This is a genomic window from Thermococcus sp. PK (assembly GCF_000430485.1).
In the GTDB taxonomy this organism is placed as follows: Archaea; Methanobacteriota_B; Thermococci; order Thermococcales; family Thermococcaceae; genus Thermococcus_A; species Thermococcus_A bergensis.
In genome coordinates, this window is the sequence record NZ_KE387150.1 from 588,299 (window position 1) to 609,944 (window position 21,646).

Below are 21,646 nucleotides of genomic sequence, written 5' to 3' on the forward strand. Positions count from 1 at the left end.
AGCAACCGGATACAGTAAACCCGGCAGGATTCTCGTTATTGCCTGAACTTCTATCCTGCCCTTTTTTTATTTGTAATAATGGTTGAGTCTGCTTGAGTGCTGGCGTAGGGTAATTTCTGGAGTTTTTTCAGGAGGTGGTTTGTCAGTTCTTCGAGGTTCAGCTTTTTCTCCCAGTTGTGGAGGGTTGAGTAGTGAATGTTTGCTCCGAAGAATTTTCTGCCGTAGTGCTGGGCGTCTCTGAGGGGTAGGTTGTAGTATTGTTTAAAGAGGAGTATTGCCAGTATTGTTTTTACTGGAAATTTTTTGGATTTTGGCAGGTTCTTCAGCTTTCCTTCTGATTCGAAGTCTGCTAAAACGTCAAGAATTGCGAATGCCACGCTTTCAGGGTCTTTGAGTCTGTGATCCCATCTGGGGATCACGACAACCACCTGAAAGAATTCAGCAAAAACCCTAATAAAGGTTACTATAAACACGCCCCGGAACCAAAAATATTCAAATGTTCCGGTAGTTATCGTTTAAAGAACAGCGCAGTCGAAAAGAATAGGAAAACGTTTTTATTCTTTTTGTAACAAAAATAGCAAAATATCAGAAATTTGTTCTAAATAGAACAGATCATCGCATCCTCCTTATCAGCTCTTCGAGGAGCTGGTAGGCACGGGGGGCGTCTCTGCGGTCGATCACAAAAATCGTGTCCTTGTAGCACGAGATTACTTGTGTTATGTTTATGCCGTTCAGGGAGAGCGCCGAGGCCATGAAGGCGACAACGCCAGGGGTGCTGATTATGCCCTCCGGACTCACTATGGTGAGGGCGGTCTGCTCCCTCAGTATCTCGATGACATCCCTTGCGAGGCTGAGCACCTTTTCCTCGTCCTCACTTGAAATGACTACCGTAAACGTTTCCCTTCCCTGGGTCAGCTGGAAGAACCTTGATTCCCCCATTATGGCCGAGATTTTCTCCATTATCCCGGAGACCCCCTCCTTTGGGAGGGTTACCACGCTCACGTCAGACTGGAGCTCTATGATGCTACCCCCGATGACCTTCCTAACCCGGCTCTCCAAGACAGACTTTTCGCCCTTGAGCTCCTCGCCGAGCCGTATCAGCGCCATCTTAACCGCAGGAACCGAAAAGGCCAGGCCGAGTTCCCCGATGAGGAGCCTCGCAAGGGCGCTGTAGTTGACGATCCCCAGACGGATGCACTCCTGGATAACGGGCCTCCTCATTATTTCCTCGCGGACGATCTCCATTATGCTCTTCTTTTCAGCACCCATGCGGTTTCCCCCGGATGCATCTTATTAAAATGGCACAAAATTGAGGATCCTAACGCTCTTCACTCTGCCAGTTTCCTCCACTTCTCCCTTGTTCTCTTCCAGCAGCCGGAGGGCATTAGCTCCCTTTCCGGACAGTAACCTAAGGAAATACACCTCGGCCCGAGCTTTGCCCATTTTATTATTGGCCTCAGGTCATCCCTTTTAGCTATTTCTTCGAGCATTTTCCACGCAACCTCTCTTATTTCCCACTGTGCTCTTTCACACGCTCTAAGACCCAGAAAATGCTTGAGCTCTCTAAGGTTCATAGTGACTACGATTTTAGTTCTCACTGCCTGAGGCAGAATGAAGCGTGCATCCTCCTGATGTATACCCCTGGCGTAAGTCTCCTCGTAAAGTTCTATCGCTTCTCGCATAAGCTTTTTCCATTTTTCATACAGCTCTGGATTTTCTTTAACTCCCTCCGGGATAACAAACGTCTCTTCAACATCCTCAGGGTTAAGCTTGATATAGCGTTGGCTCTGCTGTGTGTAGCTGGCTATCCTGTGGCGGATTAGCTGATGCGAGGCAACTCTGCTTATCCCTTCAATCGCAAAGGTAAAAACAGCATGCTCCAAAATCGACTCATGCCCGTAGCCCAGAACTCTCGGCAAATGATTCTCCACGTCTGTCCTCGTTACTCTTTCAAAAGCTTCACTTTCCCACTCTTCCCAGTAGCTTATCAACGCAGCCCAGGTTACTGTTTCTAAGGGTTTTGGGGTATAGTTCACTAGCTTGACTTTCAAACCGTCCATCACACACACCCGGAATAGAAAGGGGACTCTCCTTATTAGCCTTGTTGAAAACTTTAGCAAAGCATACCCCTGTTTGAGTTTACGTTTATCCACTAGTTTTCAGAAATTTTTTGAAAATTTTCGCCGCCGGATATTTTTTAACGACGAAATAGTTATTAACGGAAATGCCAACTTTAGACGGTGATGCACATGGTAGTGAGCTTAGCCGGAAGGGATATCCTCTGCCTTCAAGACTTTACAAGAGAAGAAATTGAGACAATTCTCAAAACAGCTGAAATGATGAAAATCTGGAACAAGATTGGAAAGCCACATCGCGTTCTTGAGGGTAAAACCCTCGCTATGATCTTCCAGAAGCCTTCCACAAGAACAAGAATAAGCTTTGAGGTTGGAATCTACCAACTTGGTGGATATGGGTTATATCTAAATGCCCAAGATTTGCAGTTGAGAAGGGGAGAAACGATAGCAGACACCGCGAGAGTTCTAAGCAGATATGTGGACGGAATAATGGCGAGAGTTTTTGACCACCAGGACGTTGTTGACCTTGCAAAATACGCTAGTGTTCCAGTCATAAACGGTCTCAGCGACTTTGCACACCCATGCCAGGCTTTGGCTGACTACATGACCATAAAAGAAAAGAAGGGAAGAATTGAAGGTCTCAAAGTTGTCTACGTTGGCGATGGAAACAACGTCGCTCACTCCCTAATGATAGCCGGAACCAAGCTTGGGGCTAATGTGGTGGTTGCCACCCCAGAGGGCTACGAGCCAGATCCAAAAGTTATCAAGTGGGCTGAGGAAAATTCCGCCGAAAGCGGTGGGAGCTTTGAGCTCCTCCACGACCCGATTAAAGCTGTTAAAGATGCCGATGTAATCTACACCGATGTCTGGGCCTCAATGGGACAGGAAGCGGAGGCTGAGCAGAGGAGAAAGATATTCATGCCATTCCAAGTTAACAAAGAGCTCGTAAAGCATGCAAAGAAGGACTACATCTTTATGCACTGCCTCCCGGCACACAGGGGAGAGGAAGTTACCGACGACGTCATAGACTCACCAAACAGCGTGGTCTGGGATCAAGCAGAGAACAGGTTACATGCTCAAAAGGCAGCCATGGCTCTTATAATGGGCGGCATAAAGGTTTGAAATTTCTATTCTTTTTCTCTTTGTGCTTTTTAGTTTAAATTGCTGAAAAATACCGGGGAATTGGCAACAATATTAAAAGATCAAAGTTGAGAGAGCACTTTCAGCAAATCCTTCGTTTCTCTAACTACAAAGCCCCTCTCGTGAATCCTCTCGACTTTTTCTGCTTCTGGATTTATCCAGCATGCATACATTCCAGCCTTTAATGCTCCTTCGAAGTCCTCTGCTTTGGTGTCACCGATGTGTATTGCCTCGCTTGGAGAGACGTTGAAATATTTCAATGGAGCTAAGAAGGCTTCTTTCATGGGCTTGTAGGCGTTAATCTCGTCGGAGTAGAACTGCTTGGTTATGTAATTGGCTAATCCAAACTTCTCTAAAATGAGCCTTGTGTACGAGGAGGGCCAGAACATTACGTTGCCCGTTGTTGTTATAATGTACTTTCCGTGGAGCTCTTTAAGGGCCTCTTTAACGCCCGGGAGCACTATGCTTTCATCAACGGTCAGAGTTGCTTTTGCCGCAGCCCTCTTCACTATTTCAACGTCGACTCCGAGGGCCTTTGCAAGGAGCTCCTGACTTTCTTCAAGGGCTTTTTCCGGGTTGCCGCTTTGGGACTTTCTAATCTTTTTTATCTCCTCCCGCGTTTTTAGGACTATTTCCATGATATTATCCTCAGGAACTCCCAAAAGTTCTGATAGAGCTTTTACAAGGCTTTCAATCATGACGTTTATGTCCAGAAGGGTGTTCCAGACGTCAAAAGAGATCAGCCTTATCATCGCTACCACCCCTAAGGTGTTGGAGAAAGGGATTAATAAATTTGCTATGGGATAAAAGGTAAGCAATGGAGTGGTGAGCACAATTAAGGCAAAGAGATAAAGAGAGAAGAATTAACTAAAACTTGCGAAGCCTATCTCGTAGAGCTGGCGGAGCATGCGGAAGACTTTTTTGGCAGTGTGTTTGAATCGGAAGTTTTTGTTATAGCTTTCCCAGTTTCTAAGAATTTCAACAATTGCGAAACTGTTTAATTTTTCCAGTTGAGAAGGCAACTTTATTGTTTTCTCTGTATTGTTTTCCTTGAATTTAATTTCAAATTCATTGCTAGACCCAATGCATTCTCGTAGAACTTCTTTCAACGGCTTTTCAAGCTTCTTTCTGTTGCCATGGAACTTGGGAAGAACCTTCATGAGCAACGCCAGATCAAATATTTCGTCCTCACTTTCAAACTTTACTATCCCATTATCTTCGCTCTCCTTTGCATTTTTGAAGAACAATGCAATCTCATCAATTACTCTATAGCCAAAGTGCAAGTCGTAGGGTTCAAGGGCTCTGTTGAGGTCTTGGAGAATTTGCCAGTAATCTTTTGCCTTAAGCTCTTCAACAGCCTTGTTTATCTCTCCCTTCGAGTGGGCTAGGAACTTTCCGTTGGAGCCTCTAAGATCATTCAGCAATGTCTCTCTCAGGCTTTCAAAGTCCTCCGAGAGGTTTCCATTAGCGGGCGGATAGTTCTCAAGGTCAACGTCGTGGAATTCCACCACGAAGGCTCTGTCGAGGACTTTCGGGCTGAAGGTATAAGTTGTTTCATCCATGTTAACGGTGCCGATTATGTAGAGATTCGGCGGGAGTTTAAGCTCCTTTGGAATCCCCTGCTTCTCTGCAATGTCATAAATATCGTGAAGCTTTATGCTCTCCCTTGTGAAGCCATTCTTATCTCTTCCACTCTCAAGGACGCTGAGGAAGTCTGCGAAGTAGTACTCAACGTGGGCAAGATTCATCTCGTCGAGGAGGATAAAATAAGGCTTCGCATTAGCACCGTTTCTCTGGTAGTCATTCAGAGCCCTTAGGAGGAAATCGAGGAGCTCGGTTCTTTGGTACTCTCCGGTTAGCGAGTTATAATACCCCAAGAGTGCCTTGGAATCGCGCCAGTCCGGGCGGACGGAGAGAAAGAGGAAGTTTTTGCTCATTGGATCCCTAAATTTCACATTTTTGAAGGGGGCCACCTTCTTGAATCCCACTCTCAGGAACACTTCCGAGGCATCAATAGGTTCTTTTAGTAGGATTATCTCAGCCACTTTGAAAACCACGGCACTTCCATATTTTGATTGGTGATCCTTAGTAGCACTCTCAAATGTTTCGTTGTATTTCCCAAGATTCCACTCGAATCCCCGGGAGAGCTCACGCGCCTCTCTGAGGGCTTCTTCGGCCGAGTATTTCTCTGTTACCAATGCTGCAGCTTTGAGCTTATTTTGGTGCCCTATCCAAAAGACAAACGGCGGCTCAACGTTGCGGACTTCTCCCTCAGGCCCCCATACTAATGTCGCGAATCCATTCTCCTTTATGGCTCTCTGAATTTCTCTGAGGGCATTTTCAAACTCATCATCCGTCTCTTCCCACTTGGAGAAAACGTTGGGTAACTCACTAGCCCATATTGAACTCGTTAATTCGGCTAACTCCTGAGCTATCTTCGTTTTACCGGTCCCCGTTAAGCCAGAGAGGATTACAAAACCCTTTGTCTTTAGGGCAGTATAGAACTGAGAGACAAGATGAGGATTGTAGTAGTAACCCTGGAACATTAGGTACTTAACAAGTTCCTCCATATTATCACCTTCATTGTAATTAGAAGGGAAATAACTCTTCAAGACCCACTCGATTTTTTCAACAATCTTCTCAGCCTCTTCTTTTTTGTCATCAGGAACATTAGGGTCTTCTAATATCTGCTTGTGTCTTTTCTTTGCTTTTATAAGGAGATCGCGTATTTTGGTGGGTTTAATTTTTTCATTCTCTCCTATGTACATTACATTGTTTTGACCAAACTTCGATATCCCGAAGTCGGAAGCAGTAACTGGAACATAACAATCTTCCATAAAAACTGTACTGTAAGCCTTTTTTGCCCGGAACTTACTTTTAATTTCTTCAGGTGCTTCAAACACTGCCTTTTGTAAATACTCAGCAAATTTTGGACTTATTTTGCCTTCAGCTATTGCTTTCTTCAGTTTCTCTTTGGCATGTTCTGGAATTATCTCTGCAAGAGTTTTACCCGTGCTAAATCCGTTCTTTGAATATTCACCCTCTCCATAAAAGCCAACAAAATAAAATTTATTGTCGTTTATGTTCTTAGAGATAAAAACTATCAGGCCTTGGTCGAAATGGGTGAACTCTCCTTTCTGCTCTACATGGCCAAAATAATAGTCATTAGAGAATCTTTCATAAAAGTTCCACCATTCGTGGGCGATGCCTGTTTCATTGACGTATTTATATCCATATTTTTCTTTTTTGTTAAATCCTTCTTCGTCAAAACCTTTCCATCTATTGTGGGCCCAAGCGATCTTTGCAACTATCCCAATAGCATCAATCATGTTTATTCACCTCCGGGATAAAACTTAGATACCCAACTCCACTAAGCTTCTGCTGTTTATCATTATTTTTTCCCATTTCCTTTATCAGTTCCCTTATTAACCTACTAAGACTGAATTTTTCTTTCTTGCAACCCTTTAAGTCACCAAGGCATTCTTTGTCTGTCTTAAAAAATACGTTTTTACTTCCAGGATACAGCACCACAGCAAACTTAGCTCCCAAAGCGTCTCTGTAAGTATGCATCTTATAAATGTCCTCCAGCTTCGCCCAAGTCTTGTAGCTCCCGGTTTTTTCAGCAATCTCACTTTCTTCATCGAATTCCTTTCTTCTATTTTCATCCACCACGTCGAGTTTGAACTTTGCGTCAAAGACCCCAACGAGCTCCGTATCTCTGTTGCCAGGATTTCCCGTGAAGAGTGAGAAGTCTGGCCTCAGCGTCACGGAATAGCTCCATTTCTTAGGGGCGAGTCGCTTGTTATAGTACAAACGCCAGCCGTTGTCAAACTCAGCGTAAACGTCTCCGCTTTCAGAGAGCTCCCCCGCTGGCGTTACGTGAATTTTAAGCCTCTTATTCTCAAGTATATCCCCAAGCTCTTCAACCAGCTTAAAAAAGCACCAGTACTCGTAGAGCTTAGCGATGTCTTTGTTGGCTATTGCTCTCTTCATTTCACCGAAAAAGGGCGAGTAAGCTTTAAACTCCCACCAGAGCTGAAGTAAATCCCTGTACCCCTCACGTTTAAGGAGCACCTGAGATGTGGATGGGAAGATTACCATTTCACTAACGTCATCAAAGATGTCACTTACAGCGTAGTATTCCAGATCGCCAAGAACTATTTTCAGCTTGGAGGTTGCTTCTTGTTTTTGATCCTTTGTTAAGTATGAAGATGTCATAATGGCATTGAGAGTTTTCTCGCCCCATGCTATCAGCTCGTTGAGGAAGTGCTTAACAAACCTGTTTTCATGGGTATCAAAGCTTTCGTACTTAATTTCTTGAGCGACTTTGGTAGGGACATAACCGCTTAGGGATTCTGCAACTGCAAAAGATAGTCCTTTTGCCTTTGTTAGGTATTCAGGATGAGTAATGATTGAAATGACAGTATCTTCATTGACTTCACTTACTTCCCAGAAGTTTAGCCACTCTTGTTTCTCAACGAGCTTTCTGTGAGGGCATTTTATGATGTCCTCGTAAGCTGAGATTATTCTCTCCCTGTTGTTTACGAGAAAGTGATACACAAAGAACCCTAGTTCCCACCATCTGTGAAGTTGTATAATCTGTCCAGATTCACGGCCAGAATCGCCCCTAAAATCCTGACAACCAACCCCCTCAAACTAACACTCCTGCTCGGCTTCAGAAGAAACTCAGAAAACTTCGAAAACAAAGTCTCAATCCTCCTGCGAAAGTCAGACAAGTACTTGTAAAACTTCTTCTCCTCCAGATTACTAACCTGATTCTCCCGCTTCACCGGCGTGTAAACAACGCCAAACTTCAGGAATTCCTCCTGAAGTTCTCTACTAACGTAACCCTTATCCAAAAACAGAAAACAGCCAGAAAACTCCTCAACAATCACCCAGAACTTTTCCCTGACAACACTCACATCATGCTTGTTTGCCGGATCAACGGACAGCAAAGCCAACAGGTTCCCATCAGAGTAACAGGTCAGCTTGTACCCATAGTAAAACTTTTTTTAGAGGGAACAAACCCAACTGCGGGCTTTTCAGAGATGATTTCTGAAGAACCCTTCTTCTCCTTCCTGTTTTTTCTGGCCAACTCCTTGGTCTGAATGGGCTTTGAGTCCAGTATTCTAACGTATTCTCTGGCGTGTTTTTTGAATAATTCTTCCTGCGCTAGGAGCAGGAGTTTTTCGTGCCTGTTCAAGCGTTCTGTTAGTTTGTTGTACCTGATTTTTGGGAACAGCTTCATTTCTTCGATTAGGACTCTGTAAGCGTGCTTGTAAACTCCTCCGAAGTGCAGGTGGGCTAGTATTGCGAAGGTTATCAGGTCGTAGAGGCTGATTACTTCCCTGCGAGTGTTTTTCGGGTAGTGTTTGCTGATTATCGGATAGATTTCGGATTTTATGATCAGGATTTCCTGCTGAAAGTTCATAACAACCACCAATCAACCAAAAGACTTAAGTGCTTATAACTCTAACGATCTAATGGGAACTAGGGTACAAAGAGCTCACTTATAGGTTCTTCAGATTCCTCAATTCCAAAGCCTGTGGGAGCGGTAATCGAGAATGGGAGCAAAATTGATTTTCGCTTATGTATTTGACGAGCGCATTGTAGAGTTCTTCATGCTTTTGTACAAGCTTTTCTGTATTCTCCAGGCTAACGTTGTAAATTTTCCCCACTTTCTCTGAAAGCACTTCAAAATCCTTAAACCGTAGAGAAACTTCCTTCCCATTTTCTAAAATTTCGATATTGGTCTTTCCGATGTAGTTTTTGAACTGAAAAGTCGCTATGTAGGTATTTTCGTTGATTTCCTCAGCCTTAGTCTTTTCATTCCCAATCCTTATGCTGAATTCTCGCTTCCCAATAACCCTATATTCCTGCCATTCAAAAAGGTATACTGTGTCGTTTATTGCACCTATTTTGCCCTTTAGCCGGTATTTTCCATCTTCATCAAGTAGTATTATTTTTAAAAGAACATCTCTTGTTTCACTCTTTTCCATCCTATGTATTCCCCCAACAAGTTACCCTCATTTAAAAATAGCACAAACTTCAACTTATCTTTTTCGGTTTTCTAGGGCTTTCCACTCCTAATCAGCATTGAGTAGTACTTCGGAGAGAGTCAACTCTTCCTGCTGAAATTGAGAAATATGCAGTTGCTACATTAAATTTGAGAAAACACAGAAAGTATTCGCAAGTGACAAAGTTCATTTATAGGAAAACTTCTTGCGATAATTATTTTAAAAAAGGTTTGCTCTGGAGCCCTGGATTTGGTAGCCCCGCGGGGATTCGAACCCCGGTCGCGGGATCCAAAGCCTCTCGGAAAAGCCTTTATTCGCCGAATGAAGCTCTTACAATGCCTTTTTCAGAAGAAACCTCAACAACGCCCCAATCAGCATTTCCAGCAATCGGATACGTTTTTCATAGCAGTGGTAAGCAGCAGCAATACCGAAGACATCTTCAAGTTCAAGATCCAAACCAGTATTATGTCATAACTGAAGGAGACATAGACAGGCTCTTCTTAGAGTTCGAAACCAAAGGTGTTACCCACGCTCACAAGAGGAGCGTTGAGTACATAATCTCAATGTTTCTAAAGGATGCTACCAGAGAGCACCAAGGAAAGTACCTTTTCACGATGAAAGACCTAAAGGAGTATCTTGGGATCATCAGGAGGGAATACTCAGTATCATTTTATCGCAAAAACGTCACTTATCTCAAAAAGCTCTTCAGGATTGCCGGGATTGATCTGGCAGAATCCCTCAAAGCACCATCAGAAATCAACGTGGACTTAACCATAGTGACAATTGAAGACATCAAGAACCTGATCCAACTGATCGATTCCCTCCACCTAAGCTGGCATTTTGAAGATTGGAAGAAAGACCAATTCGTCACAGCAATGCTTCTAATGGCAGTTACAGGAATGAGGGTAAGTGAACTCGCTAGAATCCCCCTGAAAGACATAGATCTAAAAAATCGGAGGATTTACCTAACCACTCAACAAACAAAAACAAAACAGGCCAGAGTTGTGTTCTTTACAGAGGAGTTACAAGAGTTGTTGGATGATTACATCCAAACTTACAGGCCAAATCTCCATGAACCTCTAGCAACGCTTCCCCAGCTCCAGCGGCCCTTCCGAAGAAAAAGCCCTCTAAGAAACCAGAAACTTCGTCCCAAACACATGCGGAAGTTCTTTGCGCAGGAATGGGATAGGAGGAACGGCAATGCAACAATTAAAAAGCTCCTAATGGGACATTCTATCAGATACGATATCAACGCCCTTCATTATTCTCACCATACGATAGATGAGCTGCAGGATACGTATGATAGGATTTTTGGAAATTTGAGATTTATTTCTCTTTGATTTATTCGGCTTATTTGTTTAAATGTGGTTATTATTATTAATTAAATTGTGCTTTATTAGTAACTCTTAAAAAGATTGACGCTATCACTTGTACTGTTGGAATACAGGGGGTAACAAAATGGGGATAAGATCAGAACTTGTTGCTGATCTTATTGCTGAACTTCTCGGTCCGCGATACGGTATTGAAGAGGAGCTCCCCGAAACAAGAAAACCCCTTACTGAATATGTCACAGGAATTCTTTCTCCAAAGATGATTCCTCCGGAGACCGTACTTGAATATGAAACCGCCGAAGGGGTTGCTGGAAGTGAAGAGGTGACTTCAGGATTTGAGGATGAGGAGGAGGATGGGGACGTTGGCTTGAATTTCAATCCGGTTCTTGACCCCCGCACTCTCCCACGATCCTTTGGTCTATCATTCATCATCAGACCTAAGACAGGAAAAACACCAAAACTCGGAATTTGTGTTACTTGGGCAAGATACTTCTGGGACGGGGACAAGAAAGTATGGAAGAGAAAACCCCGAGCATACTTCTTGGAGATACCGCTTAAACCATGTAATGCGAGGAGAAAATGTTCTGAGGAGTATTGTATTCCGGATCCTGAGAAGAAAGAGGTAGCCCAAGTACTGGGTACCGCAGAAACCGAACTTCTTCTGAAAGTTATCACACGGAGAAAAGAAGACCTTCTTCATGTCTCTATCTTTGTTGTGAATGGAATAAAGAAATCCGCCAAAGATGAAACAGTGTCGTTGCACATCTTTCAGCCCCAGCTACGTGTTAGGGTATTCAATGCATCTGTAGTTCCCACAACATTTGGGGAAAACACCGATGAGATCGATTTTATCTACAGGGAAAACAGAGCTTATGCTAAGGGGCACATGGCTTCAGCTGTATGGTGCATAGAATCCCCTGAAAACTGTACAGACCCTGAACTGAGGTATTCGGATGATGTGCCACAAAGACCTCCCTTTAAATGGGCAGACTACAACACTGCATTACAGATCTGTAAGGAACTTGCCAGAAAAAAAGGAGAGAAAAATCCCGAGGAAATTGCGAGAAGTCTGGTATCAATGTTCGTTCCTCCCTCCCCCCAAGACAAGAAAGCGTGGAGGAATTTTAATCTGATCAGGTCTGAATTCATTCCAGTTTATGCTCTTTCGTCTCCCGAATTTGGGTGGAAAAAGGAATTTGGAGATGAGCCCGTGCTAGCTGCTGAAGATCTTGCTGAAAAATGGGATCCCAACGAGCTTTATGAGGCACTGATTCCACTTTACAGGGGATATTTAAAATGGTTCAAAACACAGGTCAGGGAATATCTCGATCTCCAAGATGATCGGGAAAAGGAAATCGGACTTCGCATTCTGCGGGAAATTGCAAAAACAATAGGTAGGATACGGCGCGGAATACGGATACTGGAAAAAAACGAAAATGCACGTCTTGCTTTCTGTTTTGCAAACAAGGCAATGGCCCTTCAATTTAGATGGCAGCGCAGAGAAGAGGAAGATGAAAACTTGAAAAAATTAATATGGAGACCATATCAGCTTGCATTTCTCCTCATGAACATTGAGTCAATAGTAAATACCGAGTCTCCCGACAGAGAGATATGTGATCTCCTCTGGATTCCAACAGGTGGAGGAAAAACCGAGGCATATCTGGCCCTTGTTGCATTTACCCTTGCATACCGTCGCAGAAGGGCTCTCTCTCGGATAGGGAAAAGAAATGTCGACTCAAGCGGGGCTGGAACCGGTGTCATCTCCAGATACACACTCCGGTTGCTGACCATTCAGCAATTCAGGCGTGCCCTTGCTATGATAACTGCCTGTGAATATCTCAGGACGTATGGGTTAAAAGAAGGGAAACCGCCGGGATGGAGGCCAGAGAAATATCCCAACAAAGATGAGCCCTTCCTGTGGGGTGGTTCCAGATTTTCGATAGGACTCTGGGTTGGAGGAGGGCTAACACCCAATGCTCTCAGTGATGCATGGCCAAAGGGCTCTGACGGCAAAAAGAAGCGTATTTTGGGAGCTCTATCCATCCTAAAGGGGGATCTGAACGGAGAAAAACAGGGTGAACCCGCTCAGATTCTCAGATGTCCTGTATGTGGTAGCCTTCTTGCAATCCCCGAGGATGGAATAGATGCAAGAGAATCGGAGTCGATTCATCTAACGGTGAAGTCCTCCAGTTCTCGGGAGGAAATTGAGAATGCATTCCAGTCATTCCTAGGGGGAGAAATCGGGAATACAGGAATAATGCTCCTTGACGTTAAAGTTCATGAACTGCCCTCAGCAGGATTTTTCGTGATAACCCTCAAATTCAGGAGTGATGCCCCCGTTACAAGTGAAAAGTTCGATGATGCTTGGGAACACCTTTCAGATAAACTCCATGATGCAGGAGTTAACATAATCCTCAGAGCTGCAAGACCTTCCAGACCGGGATATTTCCTCATTTCAAGAGCCCGTCACCCGAAGGATAATGAAAAATACCATGATTTTGAAATTTATTGTCCAAATCCCGAGTGTCATCTCAATCAGGGCTTATGGGTGGAAGGATACCCAAAGGGCAGTTATGCCTCTATTGATATCCGGATTGGTAAAAAACAGGTTCTCCTCTACATTCCTGGCAATCTTGAATTTAGAGCAGTTCCAGATTTTGCAAGAGCAAACCACATGGAAAATATTCGAGTGAGTTCCGATGAATCAAAGGTTCTTTCATACCGCATTCCAATTCCTGCCCTCACCGTTGATGAGCAACTGTACAGAATGCCTCCATCCTTTCTGATAGCCACAGTGGATAAATTCGCCCAGCTTTCGTTTAAGCCTGAATGCTCCGGATTTTTTGGTAATATCAATGCCTTCAGCGCAAATATTAGTGATTTTGGATATGGAAGAAGCGACACCATAACCGGAAAAGGCCGGATTCCAGTACCTCCTTTTGATCCACCCGATTTGATTTTACAGGATGAGCTTCATCTGATATCGGGTCCTCTTGGAAGCATGGTTGGGATTTATGAGATAGCTGTTGACTATCTCGGAGGACGTAGGGCAAAGTATGTAGCATCAACTGCCACTGTTAAGGGAGCAGAAGAACATGTTGGGACATTATTTACACGGAAGCTTTCAATGTTTCCTCCACTCGGAATTTCACCGGGAGACAGGTTTTTTGTTAGGACGTATCCGGTGCATCCTGCTGATGAAACCAAACCCGGACGTCTTTATGTGGGAGTACTCGCCCCCGGGAGGGGTCCACATACACCTCTGATAAGAATCTGGGCCCGCCTTCTTCAGAGCGTTTACGAACTTGGAGAGAAATACCCCGATGATCTGGATTTCTTCTGGACTCTGGTGGGATATTTCAATTCAATTCGGGAACTGGCAGGTGCGCTCAGTTTGTATCGTCAGGATATTCCTGAACGTATCCGGGATCTTCAGGAAGACGAAAAATGTCGCAGGGATATTTTCAAAGAAAATCCCATTGAACTTTCAAGCAGACTTGACTCAACGATTCTTCCATCCCTGCTCAAAAAACTAGAAAAACCTTACTCGGCTGACGCAATATTCACGACGAGCATGTTCGGAACGGGTGTTGATATTGGACGATTGTCCCTTATGGTGGTTAATGGACAGCCAAAAACAACCACATCATACATTCAGGCAACCGGACGTGTTGGACGAAAACGGGCAGGCCTTGTTGTCACATTTTACAGAGCAACCCGCCCGAGAGACCTCAGCCACTATGAATTCTTCATTGGATACCACAGGGCACTTGATAGATATGTTGAACCTTCGACGGTTTCTCCGCTGTCTCTTGGTACAATAGAGCGTGCTATGGGTCCGGTTATTGTTGGAATTCTAAGAAATCACCCGGCACCGCAGGTGCCTTGGTGGAAAAAAGAGACCGCCCATGAGATGGCAGATGCCCGTTTCACCGCAAGGGAAGTTAAAGAGATTCCAAGAATCTTTGTTGAGCGTCTTGCAAGTTTTCCCGAGTCGAGAAAGTTTTTGAACGAAAATGAGCTTGCCAAAATTGTTAATTTCAAACTTGATACGTGGAGTGGAATTGCAAAGAAGGAGGGTGCAAAACTTGAATACCACGAATATTTTACTGCAACAAAACCCGTAGTACTTGGTACACCTGCCCACGAATACAAAAACCTCTCCGTTGTCTATCCAAATGCCCCGACTTCATTAAGGGATATTGAAGAAACCGTAGCGTTCCAAGTTACAAGATTCGGGAGATGATTGTAATGGTGAAGGTGCAGCATATTAGAAAATCCCAGTTCATAACAACTTTTGGACCCGGCTCAATAATTGAAACAACCGAAGGGCCCAGAGTGATACTCCGGCCAGATATTGGACTTTTTAATGAGCATAATAGGGAAACCCTCGGTATTTCTCCCAAGAAACTTGAGATATCTCACGATCGCATGTCACAAGGCTATCTCAGAGGGGCCAGAGTTTTTGAACTTCCATCAAATGCTGAACTTGAAGTTCCCCAGAACTATGTAATTTACCGGACACGGCCATTTCCCGAATGGTCACTCTGCCCCAAACACGGCATCCTCTATCATCAGAGTTACGGCTGTCCAAAATGCAGGGAGGAACTGAATAGAGAACTTAAAAATAAGGGATACTCTGATGAAGAACGAGAACGGGAAATTAAATGGAGGCTTAGAGAACAGGGCAGAAAACAGGCAATCCGTTTTATTCTTGCATGTCCAAAGGGCCATATGGGGGATATTTCCTGGCCATATGAGGTCCACAAAAATTCCTCAAAACCCTGCAACCACAATAACAGCTGGTTTGAATGGATCCGCAAGGGACCATCCCTCTCCGATGTGGTCATCAGGTGCCCCGAGTGCAAAGCTAGTGTTACTCTCAAAGAAATTTACCAACGTCCTCATTCATGTCCAAGCACATATCTCGAAAGAAATGAAAAACCGGGAGAAACAAAAAAATGTGAAGAAAAAGCCTATGTCATTCAGAGACAGGCATCCAATCTTTATGTGCCCGAGATTGTTACACTCTTTACAGTCCCCCCACGGGCAACAACCCTTCACAAGATCTTGGAAAGGGATCATATTAAGGGTGCTCTGAGGGTCTTAGTGGATCCCGATGGCACAGCTCTTGAGGACAGAGAAGGTTTTCTGAAGAGACTGGAAAGGGTACTCACCACTGCGGAGCTTACAGAACTTGAGTCTTACGACTGGGACGATGTGAGACAAATAATTCTGGATATCATTAATGATTCAAGAGAAATACCCACCACTCCCTATGAACTCTTCAAGGAAGAATTTGAATCATTCATTATGGCTTCTGAGAAGGGATTCCCCCCAGTAAAGTCCAATATCAAAAAAGACAAAGTTCTGTTTTACGTGAACCGGAATAACGTCAGAACAGTTTATGATGAAAATGGGGTTGGATTCAGGGTTACCCCCATTGAGAAGCTTCACACTGTAATGGTTCTTAAGGGATACAGAAGATTTGTGGGAAAACCGGGTGACTCTGACGATTCTTTGCTTGAAGCAGACCTTGTTTCCGTTGGTTTCAAGGAGGGGGACACCGAATGGTATCCCGGCGTGCAGCTTTTTGGAGAGGGGGTTTTTATTACCTTCAGGGATCCCCAGCAATTGTGGGAGTATGCCAGAAGAAAATCCAAGGAACACTATGACAGGTGGTTTTCAGCGTTTACGGCAAAAGGAAGAGGGTACCCCGATCACCTGTTTAAAGACCCGTCAACAAAATTTGAACTTCATCCAGCCTTTGTATTCTGGCACACACTTTCCCACATGCTGATCAGAGCCATATCTGTTGACTCGGGATATTCAGCAGCGTCAATAAGGGAGAGAGTCTATGTAAAAATTGATGATCCCAACCACCCGGAGGGCGGGGTAATTCTTTACACTGCCCAGCCAAATGCAGATGGCACTCTGGGTGGATTGATCTCGCTGGTACGGAAATTCGAGAAAATACTGAATAGAGCGTACGACTTTCTTTATTCATGTTCAAACGATCCCCTCTGTATTGAACAGGAGTTTAGATTTACCTTGGATGCGCCCACAATGGTAAATGGTGCTGCATGTTACGCATGCACCTTGATCTCGGAGACATCGTGCGAACACAGAAATATGTGGCTTGACCGGCATGTTCCTGTGGAATGGATGGAGGGACTGGAATAATGGATACCCAAAAGATTACCACTGCCAGAATACTCACCATCGGGAATCGTCTAAAGAAAAAAGAATTCAGGAATATCGACACCGTGGTGTATGAGCTTCTTGAAAATGCCATGGAACAAATTCATCTCGTGAGCTACGTAATCACAGATGGAGCAATGTGGCTTGTTGATTTAATTGAAAAAAACCTGCAAAAAGGGAGATCGGTAAAATTCATTGTAAATGAACTGGATCCATCAAAAAGAATAACGGATCGACTGTACAGCATGAGTCTCAAGTATCGAGATTTTGACCTTGTTGAATTCAGCAAGAGATACCCTGGAGAAACAATTCATGCAAAAGCAATTGTGGTTGACCGCAGGAAAGCAATTATTGGATCAATGAATTTTACTTGGGGGGGAATGGTGGGGAATCACGAAATTGGAGTGCTAATCGAAGGTCCTGATGTTGAGGATCTTGCCTATGTGCTTGACCTGATATGATTTAAAAAGCCCCCGCAAGAATCTGGACAGAGGGAGTATGCAATGAAATCAAAATACACTTTCATGGATCTATTCGGTGCACCTGGGGGATTCTCTCTTGGCATGGTGCTGGCAGGATTAGTGCCCAAAGCAGCCGTTGACATTGACCCTCACGGAATAAAAACGTACAACTACAACTTCAGGGAAGCAATGGGATTTGATACCATTGGCCTGAAAGAAGACCTTAGAAAGCTGCCCCCTGAAGTTATTTCTAATGTGTCAGGAGTTCAAAAAGGGGATATTGATGTGATGGTGGGAGGGCCTCCCTGCCAAGGCTTTTCCGTGGCCGGTCGTGTGAAAATAGCAAATCTTGCAAGAAACGGAAAAAAGAAAGATGTGAAAAACCATCATCCCCGATTTATTGATGATCCTCGAAATGTGCTCTATCGAGAATTCATCCGTATGGTCGACTATTTCCAGCCCAAGATTGTCATAATGGAAAATGTACCCGGAATGATGAGTCACAGGGATGGGGAGACGGTAAGAGAAATAGTTGATGATTTCAGAAGGATTGGATACATAATTCCGGGATGGGAAACAGGAAACAATCCAAGGATACTCAATGCTGCCGATTTTGGAGTACCCCAGACAAGAAGACGTATTTTCTTTGTTGGAATACACCGGGATGAAGAATCACTTGTTGAGGAATTCCGATGGCCATTCCCCACACATAAAGATTCCCAGCAATCCAAGAAAAATCTGGTTGATTACCTTTTCAAAGGACTTCTTCCCAAATATCCATATGTAACTGTTGGACAGGCAATAGGGGATCTTCCCGAACCGGTAGTCGCAAATAGGGCTGGCATAGAAGATTATCCCATGTTCCATGTTATTCATCCCTTTTCCAGATATCAAGAATGGGCCCGGAAAAAAACCCCCTTCTGGGACGGAATGGTTCATAATCATATTTCCCGTTCTCACACCGAACGGGATAAATTGACATTTGAACACATGAAAGAAGGCGATTCTTGGAAAGATCTTCCCCAGCACATAAAAGCTCTTTATGGGTATCGTGACGACATCTTCAGGGATAAATTCAAAAAACTCATATGGAACCGCCCATCATGGACAATAACAGCCCATCTCCAGAAGGACGGGTACCGGTACATACATCCAGTTAAACCAAGAACTCTAACACCCCGGGAGGCAGCAAGGCTCCAGAGTTTTCCGGACTGGTTTATCTTTAAAGGCCCTAGAACCGCACAGTACCGGCAGATAGGAAACGCTGTCCCCCCACTTCTCGCGGCTGCACTTGGCTTAGCAATAATTGCAACTTTTGAAGGATGGGAGGTGAAAAAACTTTGGAAACGCCAAGTAAAAATACTGAGCTGATTGATTTCTTTGTCAATTCTCTGCTATCTTGGTATTATCAGAACGGACGGAGCTTTCCGTGGCGTGAAACAAAAGATCCCTATCAGATACTTGTTGCTGAACTCATGCTCCAGCGCACCAAGGCCTCTCAGGTGGTGCCTGTTTATCTTGAATTCATAAAAGAATTCCCGGATGTATTCTCACTCTCAAGAGCTTCTCCAGAGAGAATCAGAGATTATTTTTCAAGACTTGGACTGGAATGGAGAGCGGAAAAAGTTCTGACTCTGGCAAAAATTCTTGTCGAGAAATACGGGGGCAGAATTCCCTGCGATAAAGAGAAACTGTTATCCCTTCCGGGTGTTGGAGAGTACATTTCTGCTGCTGTCCTGAGCTTTGCATGTAACGTACCTGTTGCAGTGGTTGATTCGAATGTTGTGAGAATTCTCAGTCGCTATTTTGGGATAACCCCCAGAGGGGAAGGGAGACGTGATAAAAAAATACTCGAACTCGCTTCAAAGATTCTACCGGAGCAATTTCATAGAGAATACAATTTTGCAATAATAGACCTTGCTGCTCTTGTATGTACTCCCAGAAAACCAAAATGCGAAATGTGTCCATTACGTGAAAAATGTTCGTGGGTACAGAAGAATAAGAAGGATTGAATGAGGTAATGGAATAAAAGCACACCAAAACAGGAAGAGTCTAGACCCTTACTATTCTACTATTCAATATTCTTAGCATACCAATTCCTTGTTTTTACCCTTTGTTTATGAGCTTTGGAGTCATAAAAAGTTAATTTGAGATACCAAGCCCGATTATGGCATTACTAGTTAAATGAATCCTGGATTGAACCCAGCTATCGTGTTGTATGGCATGTTTTTGAGTGGCTTCTTCAAAAATCAAGCCCTCGTTGCAATCAGTTTTAAACAATAACCCAAAAACCCACGATATTCCTCTTGTACGAGCTTACTTTGCAAAATAATACGCCCTAATGAGTTTGGTTCTCATCTTATCTCCGAGTCTATGTCTGTTCACTCTTAGATACTCCTCAATTTCATTCTTTGATAGCGCACTCGCAATCAGGTACTCATCAACTTGCTCTCTAATGTAATACCAGATCGTTGTGTAACTAACCAACTGGAGTAACCTGGGGAAGGCCTGTTCTAGCCTATTCTCCCGCTCATGCCTGTTTTTTGACGTAAACCACATCCTAACCAGATTTTGTTTAAATTCCCACTCAATATTCCTCTCTTCAATGTAAGAGCCTGGAGTGAGCCCTGAAATCTCCAGATAAGCATGAAATACAGACTTTCCAGATCCATGCTTGTTTGGCCGATAAATTTTCCTCCTTTTTTCAGGCTTTTGGTTGGAAAATTGACTTTCGATCGCCATTTCAATTGCTCGCCGGACTGCTGGGATAAGTTTGGAACGTCTCCTCCGGTAAATTTCACTCAACTGCTCTTTTGTTATGATGTTCGTTTCAATAAGTTTTTCAATATCGGCAACTTCCGTTTTGTGAAGAAGAGAGACAAAAGCGTACTTGCTTCGGGGAACAGGACTATTACACCATCTCAGGAACTCCTCTACGGTATGGTCGCCATTGATAAATCTAACAAGATTCTCTAACTCCCGAGAATTATCCAGAGGATTTTTTGAATCCCTAAACTCTAATATTTTCGTTCTTTTGCAGAAAAATCTGTAAAACTCTTCCAGTTCATTAACAAGTAGTTTCACCCGCTCATTCCAATTTAAAGACGGTGTAAGATAGTACTTGAGAACTAGTGGAATTAAGGTTCGCTCTGCCCGGTAGATCTCATCAGGCGTTACATCCCACAATGGCTTGTCGAATAGGTACGCAGCATAGTACCTGCTAAGAGAAGGCTTGCCAGTTCTAATTTTATTCAAATGCTGTTTAACGCGCCGCTTTTCAATCAAATACGTTATTTTTTGCAGCACCTCAAGCCCCTATTGATTTGGGGTATTATCAAAATTAAATCCAGTTTTTAGATTTGGCTAGGAATATTAACTCTTAGGCTGTAAGCAATTTTGGTTTGAAAAATAATTGTCAATAGGTATGTTTATTTTTGATTCTGTTAATATTGACAATGAGGGTGGCACATTGGTTCCTCAAACCATTCAAATTCCAAAACAGGGCCCTGGAAGACCAAAAACCCGAAACACGACCCCTGTGACCCTGAACTTAGACATTAAAGTCGCGGAATACCTTGCAGAGATGGCTCTCCAATACGGGCTACATCGAAACCACATCATTGAAACATTAATTCTCTCAGCGAGGAATGATAGCTACCCTCTACAGGTGAAAGAGGAAAATGAGAGGCTTAAGGAGAGGATAAAACAGCTGGAATCGGAGCTTATGGAGTTAAAAGAAAAGTGTGGGGGGGATCCATATTCTAGAAAGATTAGGGTGCTTAAAGAGAGAATACATAGGATACTCGATGAGTATGGTGAAATTAGGGTCTTTGAATTAGTGATGAAAGTATTCAATGTTCCAAAGGGAGAGCGGTTGCATAGCAAGGTGGAAGAATTCATCGATGGATACTTCATTGAAACTGATGGTAAAAAGCTCGTCAGTAACGACCTTGAGCTTGTGGTCATTAAAAACAAAAACTGGCAAAGCTGGCTGGATAGTCACAAAACTCCAAGACTCTTGAAATTTTTATTTCTTTATTTATTTTTTACTTTTGTTTGTTGTTTCTTACAGAGCGTAACTTTCTGGGTGCTTTGTGATAATCCACTTTTCTTTTTACTACTTGACAAATAAATATTTAAATAAATAAAAAATCGCTTCAGAATAGAGTTCTGTTCTAAGACAGCGCATCCAACATAAATACAAGAGTTTGAGCAGTCTTAATTTTGTCATTTTTATTTACACATGAAAATTTGTTCTTCTACTATTTAAACATACCTGTTCTGGGTTTTGTAAATCGATACTGTTAGGATAAGCAGTGGGGTGTCAGGTTTAAGTTACTGGCAATACTTCAGAAAAAGAAGGGGGAACATGAAGTCTGAAACCATTATTTACTGGGTGGTTTCAGCCTTAAAACCCTTTC

General features: G+C 43.5%; 17 protein-coding genes. 8 read left to right on the forward strand and 9 right to left on the reverse strand.

The window, feature by feature from the left end; all coding sequences use genetic code 11:
* Positions 1 to 50 precede the first annotated feature (50 nt).
* The 3 genes from THEPK_RS11475 to thyX all read right to left on the reverse strand — a co-directional run bounded on the left by THEPK_RS11475 (position 51) and on the right by thyX (position 2,060).
* A complete protein-coding gene (locus THEPK_RS11475) occupies positions 51 to 473 on the reverse strand; it encodes a hypothetical protein (protein WP_042697770.1) in 423 nt (140 codons plus the stop codon).
* Between the two features lie 139 nt (positions 474 to 612).
* Entirely contained in the window at positions 613 to 1,269 is a 657-nt protein-coding gene (locus THEPK_RS11480; protein WP_042702097.1) for an ACT domain-containing protein, read from the reverse strand.
* Between the two features lie 59 nt (positions 1,270 to 1,328).
* Positions 1,329 to 2,060: an FAD-dependent thymidylate synthase gene (gene thyX / locus THEPK_RS11485; protein ID WP_042702099.1), complete on the reverse strand. Its 732-nt coding sequence runs from the start codon at positions 2,058 to 2,060 to the stop codon at positions 1,329 to 1,331.
* 189 nt (positions 2,061 to 2,249) lie between these two features.
* Here thyX and argF point away from each other — a divergent pair, with 189 nt between their 5' ends.
* The gene (argF, locus tag THEPK_RS11490) at positions 2,250 to 3,197 is read left to right on the forward strand and encodes an ornithine carbamoyltransferase (RefSeq protein ID WP_042702102.1); all 948 of its coding nucleotides are present in this window, start codon (positions 2,250 to 2,252) and stop codon (positions 3,195 to 3,197) included.
* A gap of 80 nt (positions 3,198 to 3,277) precedes the next feature.
* Here argF and THEPK_RS11495 read toward each other — a convergent pair whose 3' ends face one another.
* The 5 genes from THEPK_RS11495 to THEPK_RS11520 all read right to left on the reverse strand — a co-directional run bounded on the left by THEPK_RS11495 (position 3,278) and on the right by THEPK_RS11520 (position 9,214).
* On the reverse strand, positions 3,278 to 3,964 hold the full coding sequence (locus tag THEPK_RS11495; protein ID WP_042702348.1) for an HAD family hydrolase: 687 nt from the start codon (positions 3,962 to 3,964) through the stop codon (positions 3,278 to 3,280).
* 114 nt (positions 3,965 to 4,078) lie between these two features.
* Positions 4,079 to 6,544 carry an McrB family protein gene (locus THEPK_RS13645; protein ID WP_052315958.1) on the reverse strand — a complete coding sequence of 822 codons (2,466 nt, stop codon included), beginning with the start codon at positions 6,542 to 6,544 and terminating at the stop codon, positions 4,079 to 4,081.
* Complete coding sequence (locus THEPK_RS11505; protein ID WP_232194586.1) at positions 6,537 to 7,775, reverse strand: DUF2357 domain-containing protein; 1,239 nt, start codon at positions 7,773 to 7,775, stop codon at positions 6,537 to 6,539. Before THEPK_RS11505 ends, THEPK_RS13645 begins: the two co-directional genes overlap by 8 nt.
* Positions 7,776 to 7,783: 8 nt before the next feature.
* Positions 7,784 to 8,655 (reverse strand): IS982 family transposase gene (locus THEPK_RS12790; RefSeq protein WP_156882090.1). Its coding sequence is split into 2 segments (ribosomal slippage): positions 7,784 to 8,229 and positions 8,229 to 8,655, totalling 873 coding nucleotides; the frame shifts between segments, so codons are not numbered across the junction.
* A gap of 70 nt (positions 8,656 to 8,725) precedes the next feature.
* Positions 8,726 to 9,214, reverse strand: coding sequence for a hypothetical protein (locus THEPK_RS11520; RefSeq protein ID WP_042702106.1), 489 nt, complete (start codon positions 9,212 to 9,214; stop codon positions 8,726 to 8,728).
* Positions 9,215 to 9,408: 194 nt separating this feature from the next.
* Between THEPK_RS11520 and THEPK_RS11525 the strand changes: the two genes are divergently transcribed.
* The 6 genes from THEPK_RS11525 to THEPK_RS11550 all read left to right on the forward strand — a co-directional run bounded on the left by THEPK_RS11525 (position 9,409) and on the right by THEPK_RS11550 (position 19,237).
* Positions 9,409 to 10,572, forward strand: coding sequence for a tyrosine-type recombinase/integrase (locus THEPK_RS11525; RefSeq protein ID WP_156882196.1), 1,164 nt, complete (start codon positions 9,409 to 9,411; stop codon positions 10,570 to 10,572).
* A 118-nt stretch (positions 10,573 to 10,690) separates the two neighbouring features.
* Positions 10,691 to 14,809 carry a DISARM system helicase DrmA gene (gene drmA / locus THEPK_RS11530; RefSeq protein WP_042702112.1) on the forward strand — a complete coding sequence of 1,373 codons (4,119 nt, stop codon included), beginning with the start codon at positions 10,691 to 10,693 and terminating at the stop codon, positions 14,807 to 14,809.
* 5 nt (positions 14,810 to 14,814) lie between these two features.
* A complete protein-coding gene (gene drmB / locus THEPK_RS11535; protein WP_042702115.1) occupies positions 14,815 to 16,746 on the forward strand; it encodes a DUF1998 domain-containing protein in 1,932 nt (643 codons plus the stop codon).
* Positions 16,725 to 17,225 carry a phospholipase D-like domain-containing protein gene (locus THEPK_RS11540; RefSeq protein ID WP_083965094.1) on the forward strand — a complete coding sequence of 167 codons (501 nt, stop codon included), beginning with the start codon at positions 16,725 to 16,727 and terminating at the stop codon, positions 17,223 to 17,225. Before drmB ends, THEPK_RS11540 begins: the two co-directional genes overlap by 22 nt.
* 42 nt (positions 17,226 to 17,267) lie before the next feature.
* Positions 17,268 to 18,596 carry a DNA cytosine methyltransferase gene (locus THEPK_RS11545; protein ID WP_042702120.1) on the forward strand — a complete coding sequence of 443 codons (1,329 nt, stop codon included), beginning with the start codon at positions 17,268 to 17,270 and terminating at the stop codon, positions 18,594 to 18,596.
* Positions 18,548 to 19,237 (forward strand): HhH-GPD family protein, encoded by a 690-nt coding sequence (locus tag THEPK_RS11550; RefSeq protein WP_083965095.1) that lies wholly within the window; start codon positions 18,548 to 18,550, stop codon positions 19,235 to 19,237. Before THEPK_RS11545 ends, THEPK_RS11550 begins: the two co-directional genes overlap by 49 nt.
* A gap of 304 nt (positions 19,238 to 19,541) precedes the next feature.
* On the opposite strand, the gene THEPK_RS11555 is transcribed toward THEPK_RS11550, so the two are convergent.
* Positions 19,542 to 20,531, reverse strand: a complete 990-nt coding sequence (locus tag THEPK_RS11555; protein WP_042702122.1) for a hypothetical protein — start codon at positions 20,529 to 20,531, stop codon at positions 19,542 to 19,544.
* A gap of 163 nt (positions 20,532 to 20,694) precedes the next feature.
* On the opposite strand from THEPK_RS11555, the gene THEPK_RS11560 reads away from it, so the two are divergent.
* A complete protein-coding gene (locus THEPK_RS11560; protein WP_042702125.1) occupies positions 20,695 to 21,357 on the forward strand; it encodes a hypothetical protein in 663 nt (220 codons plus the stop codon).
* The last annotated feature ends 289 nt before the right edge of the window (positions 21,358 to 21,646 follow it).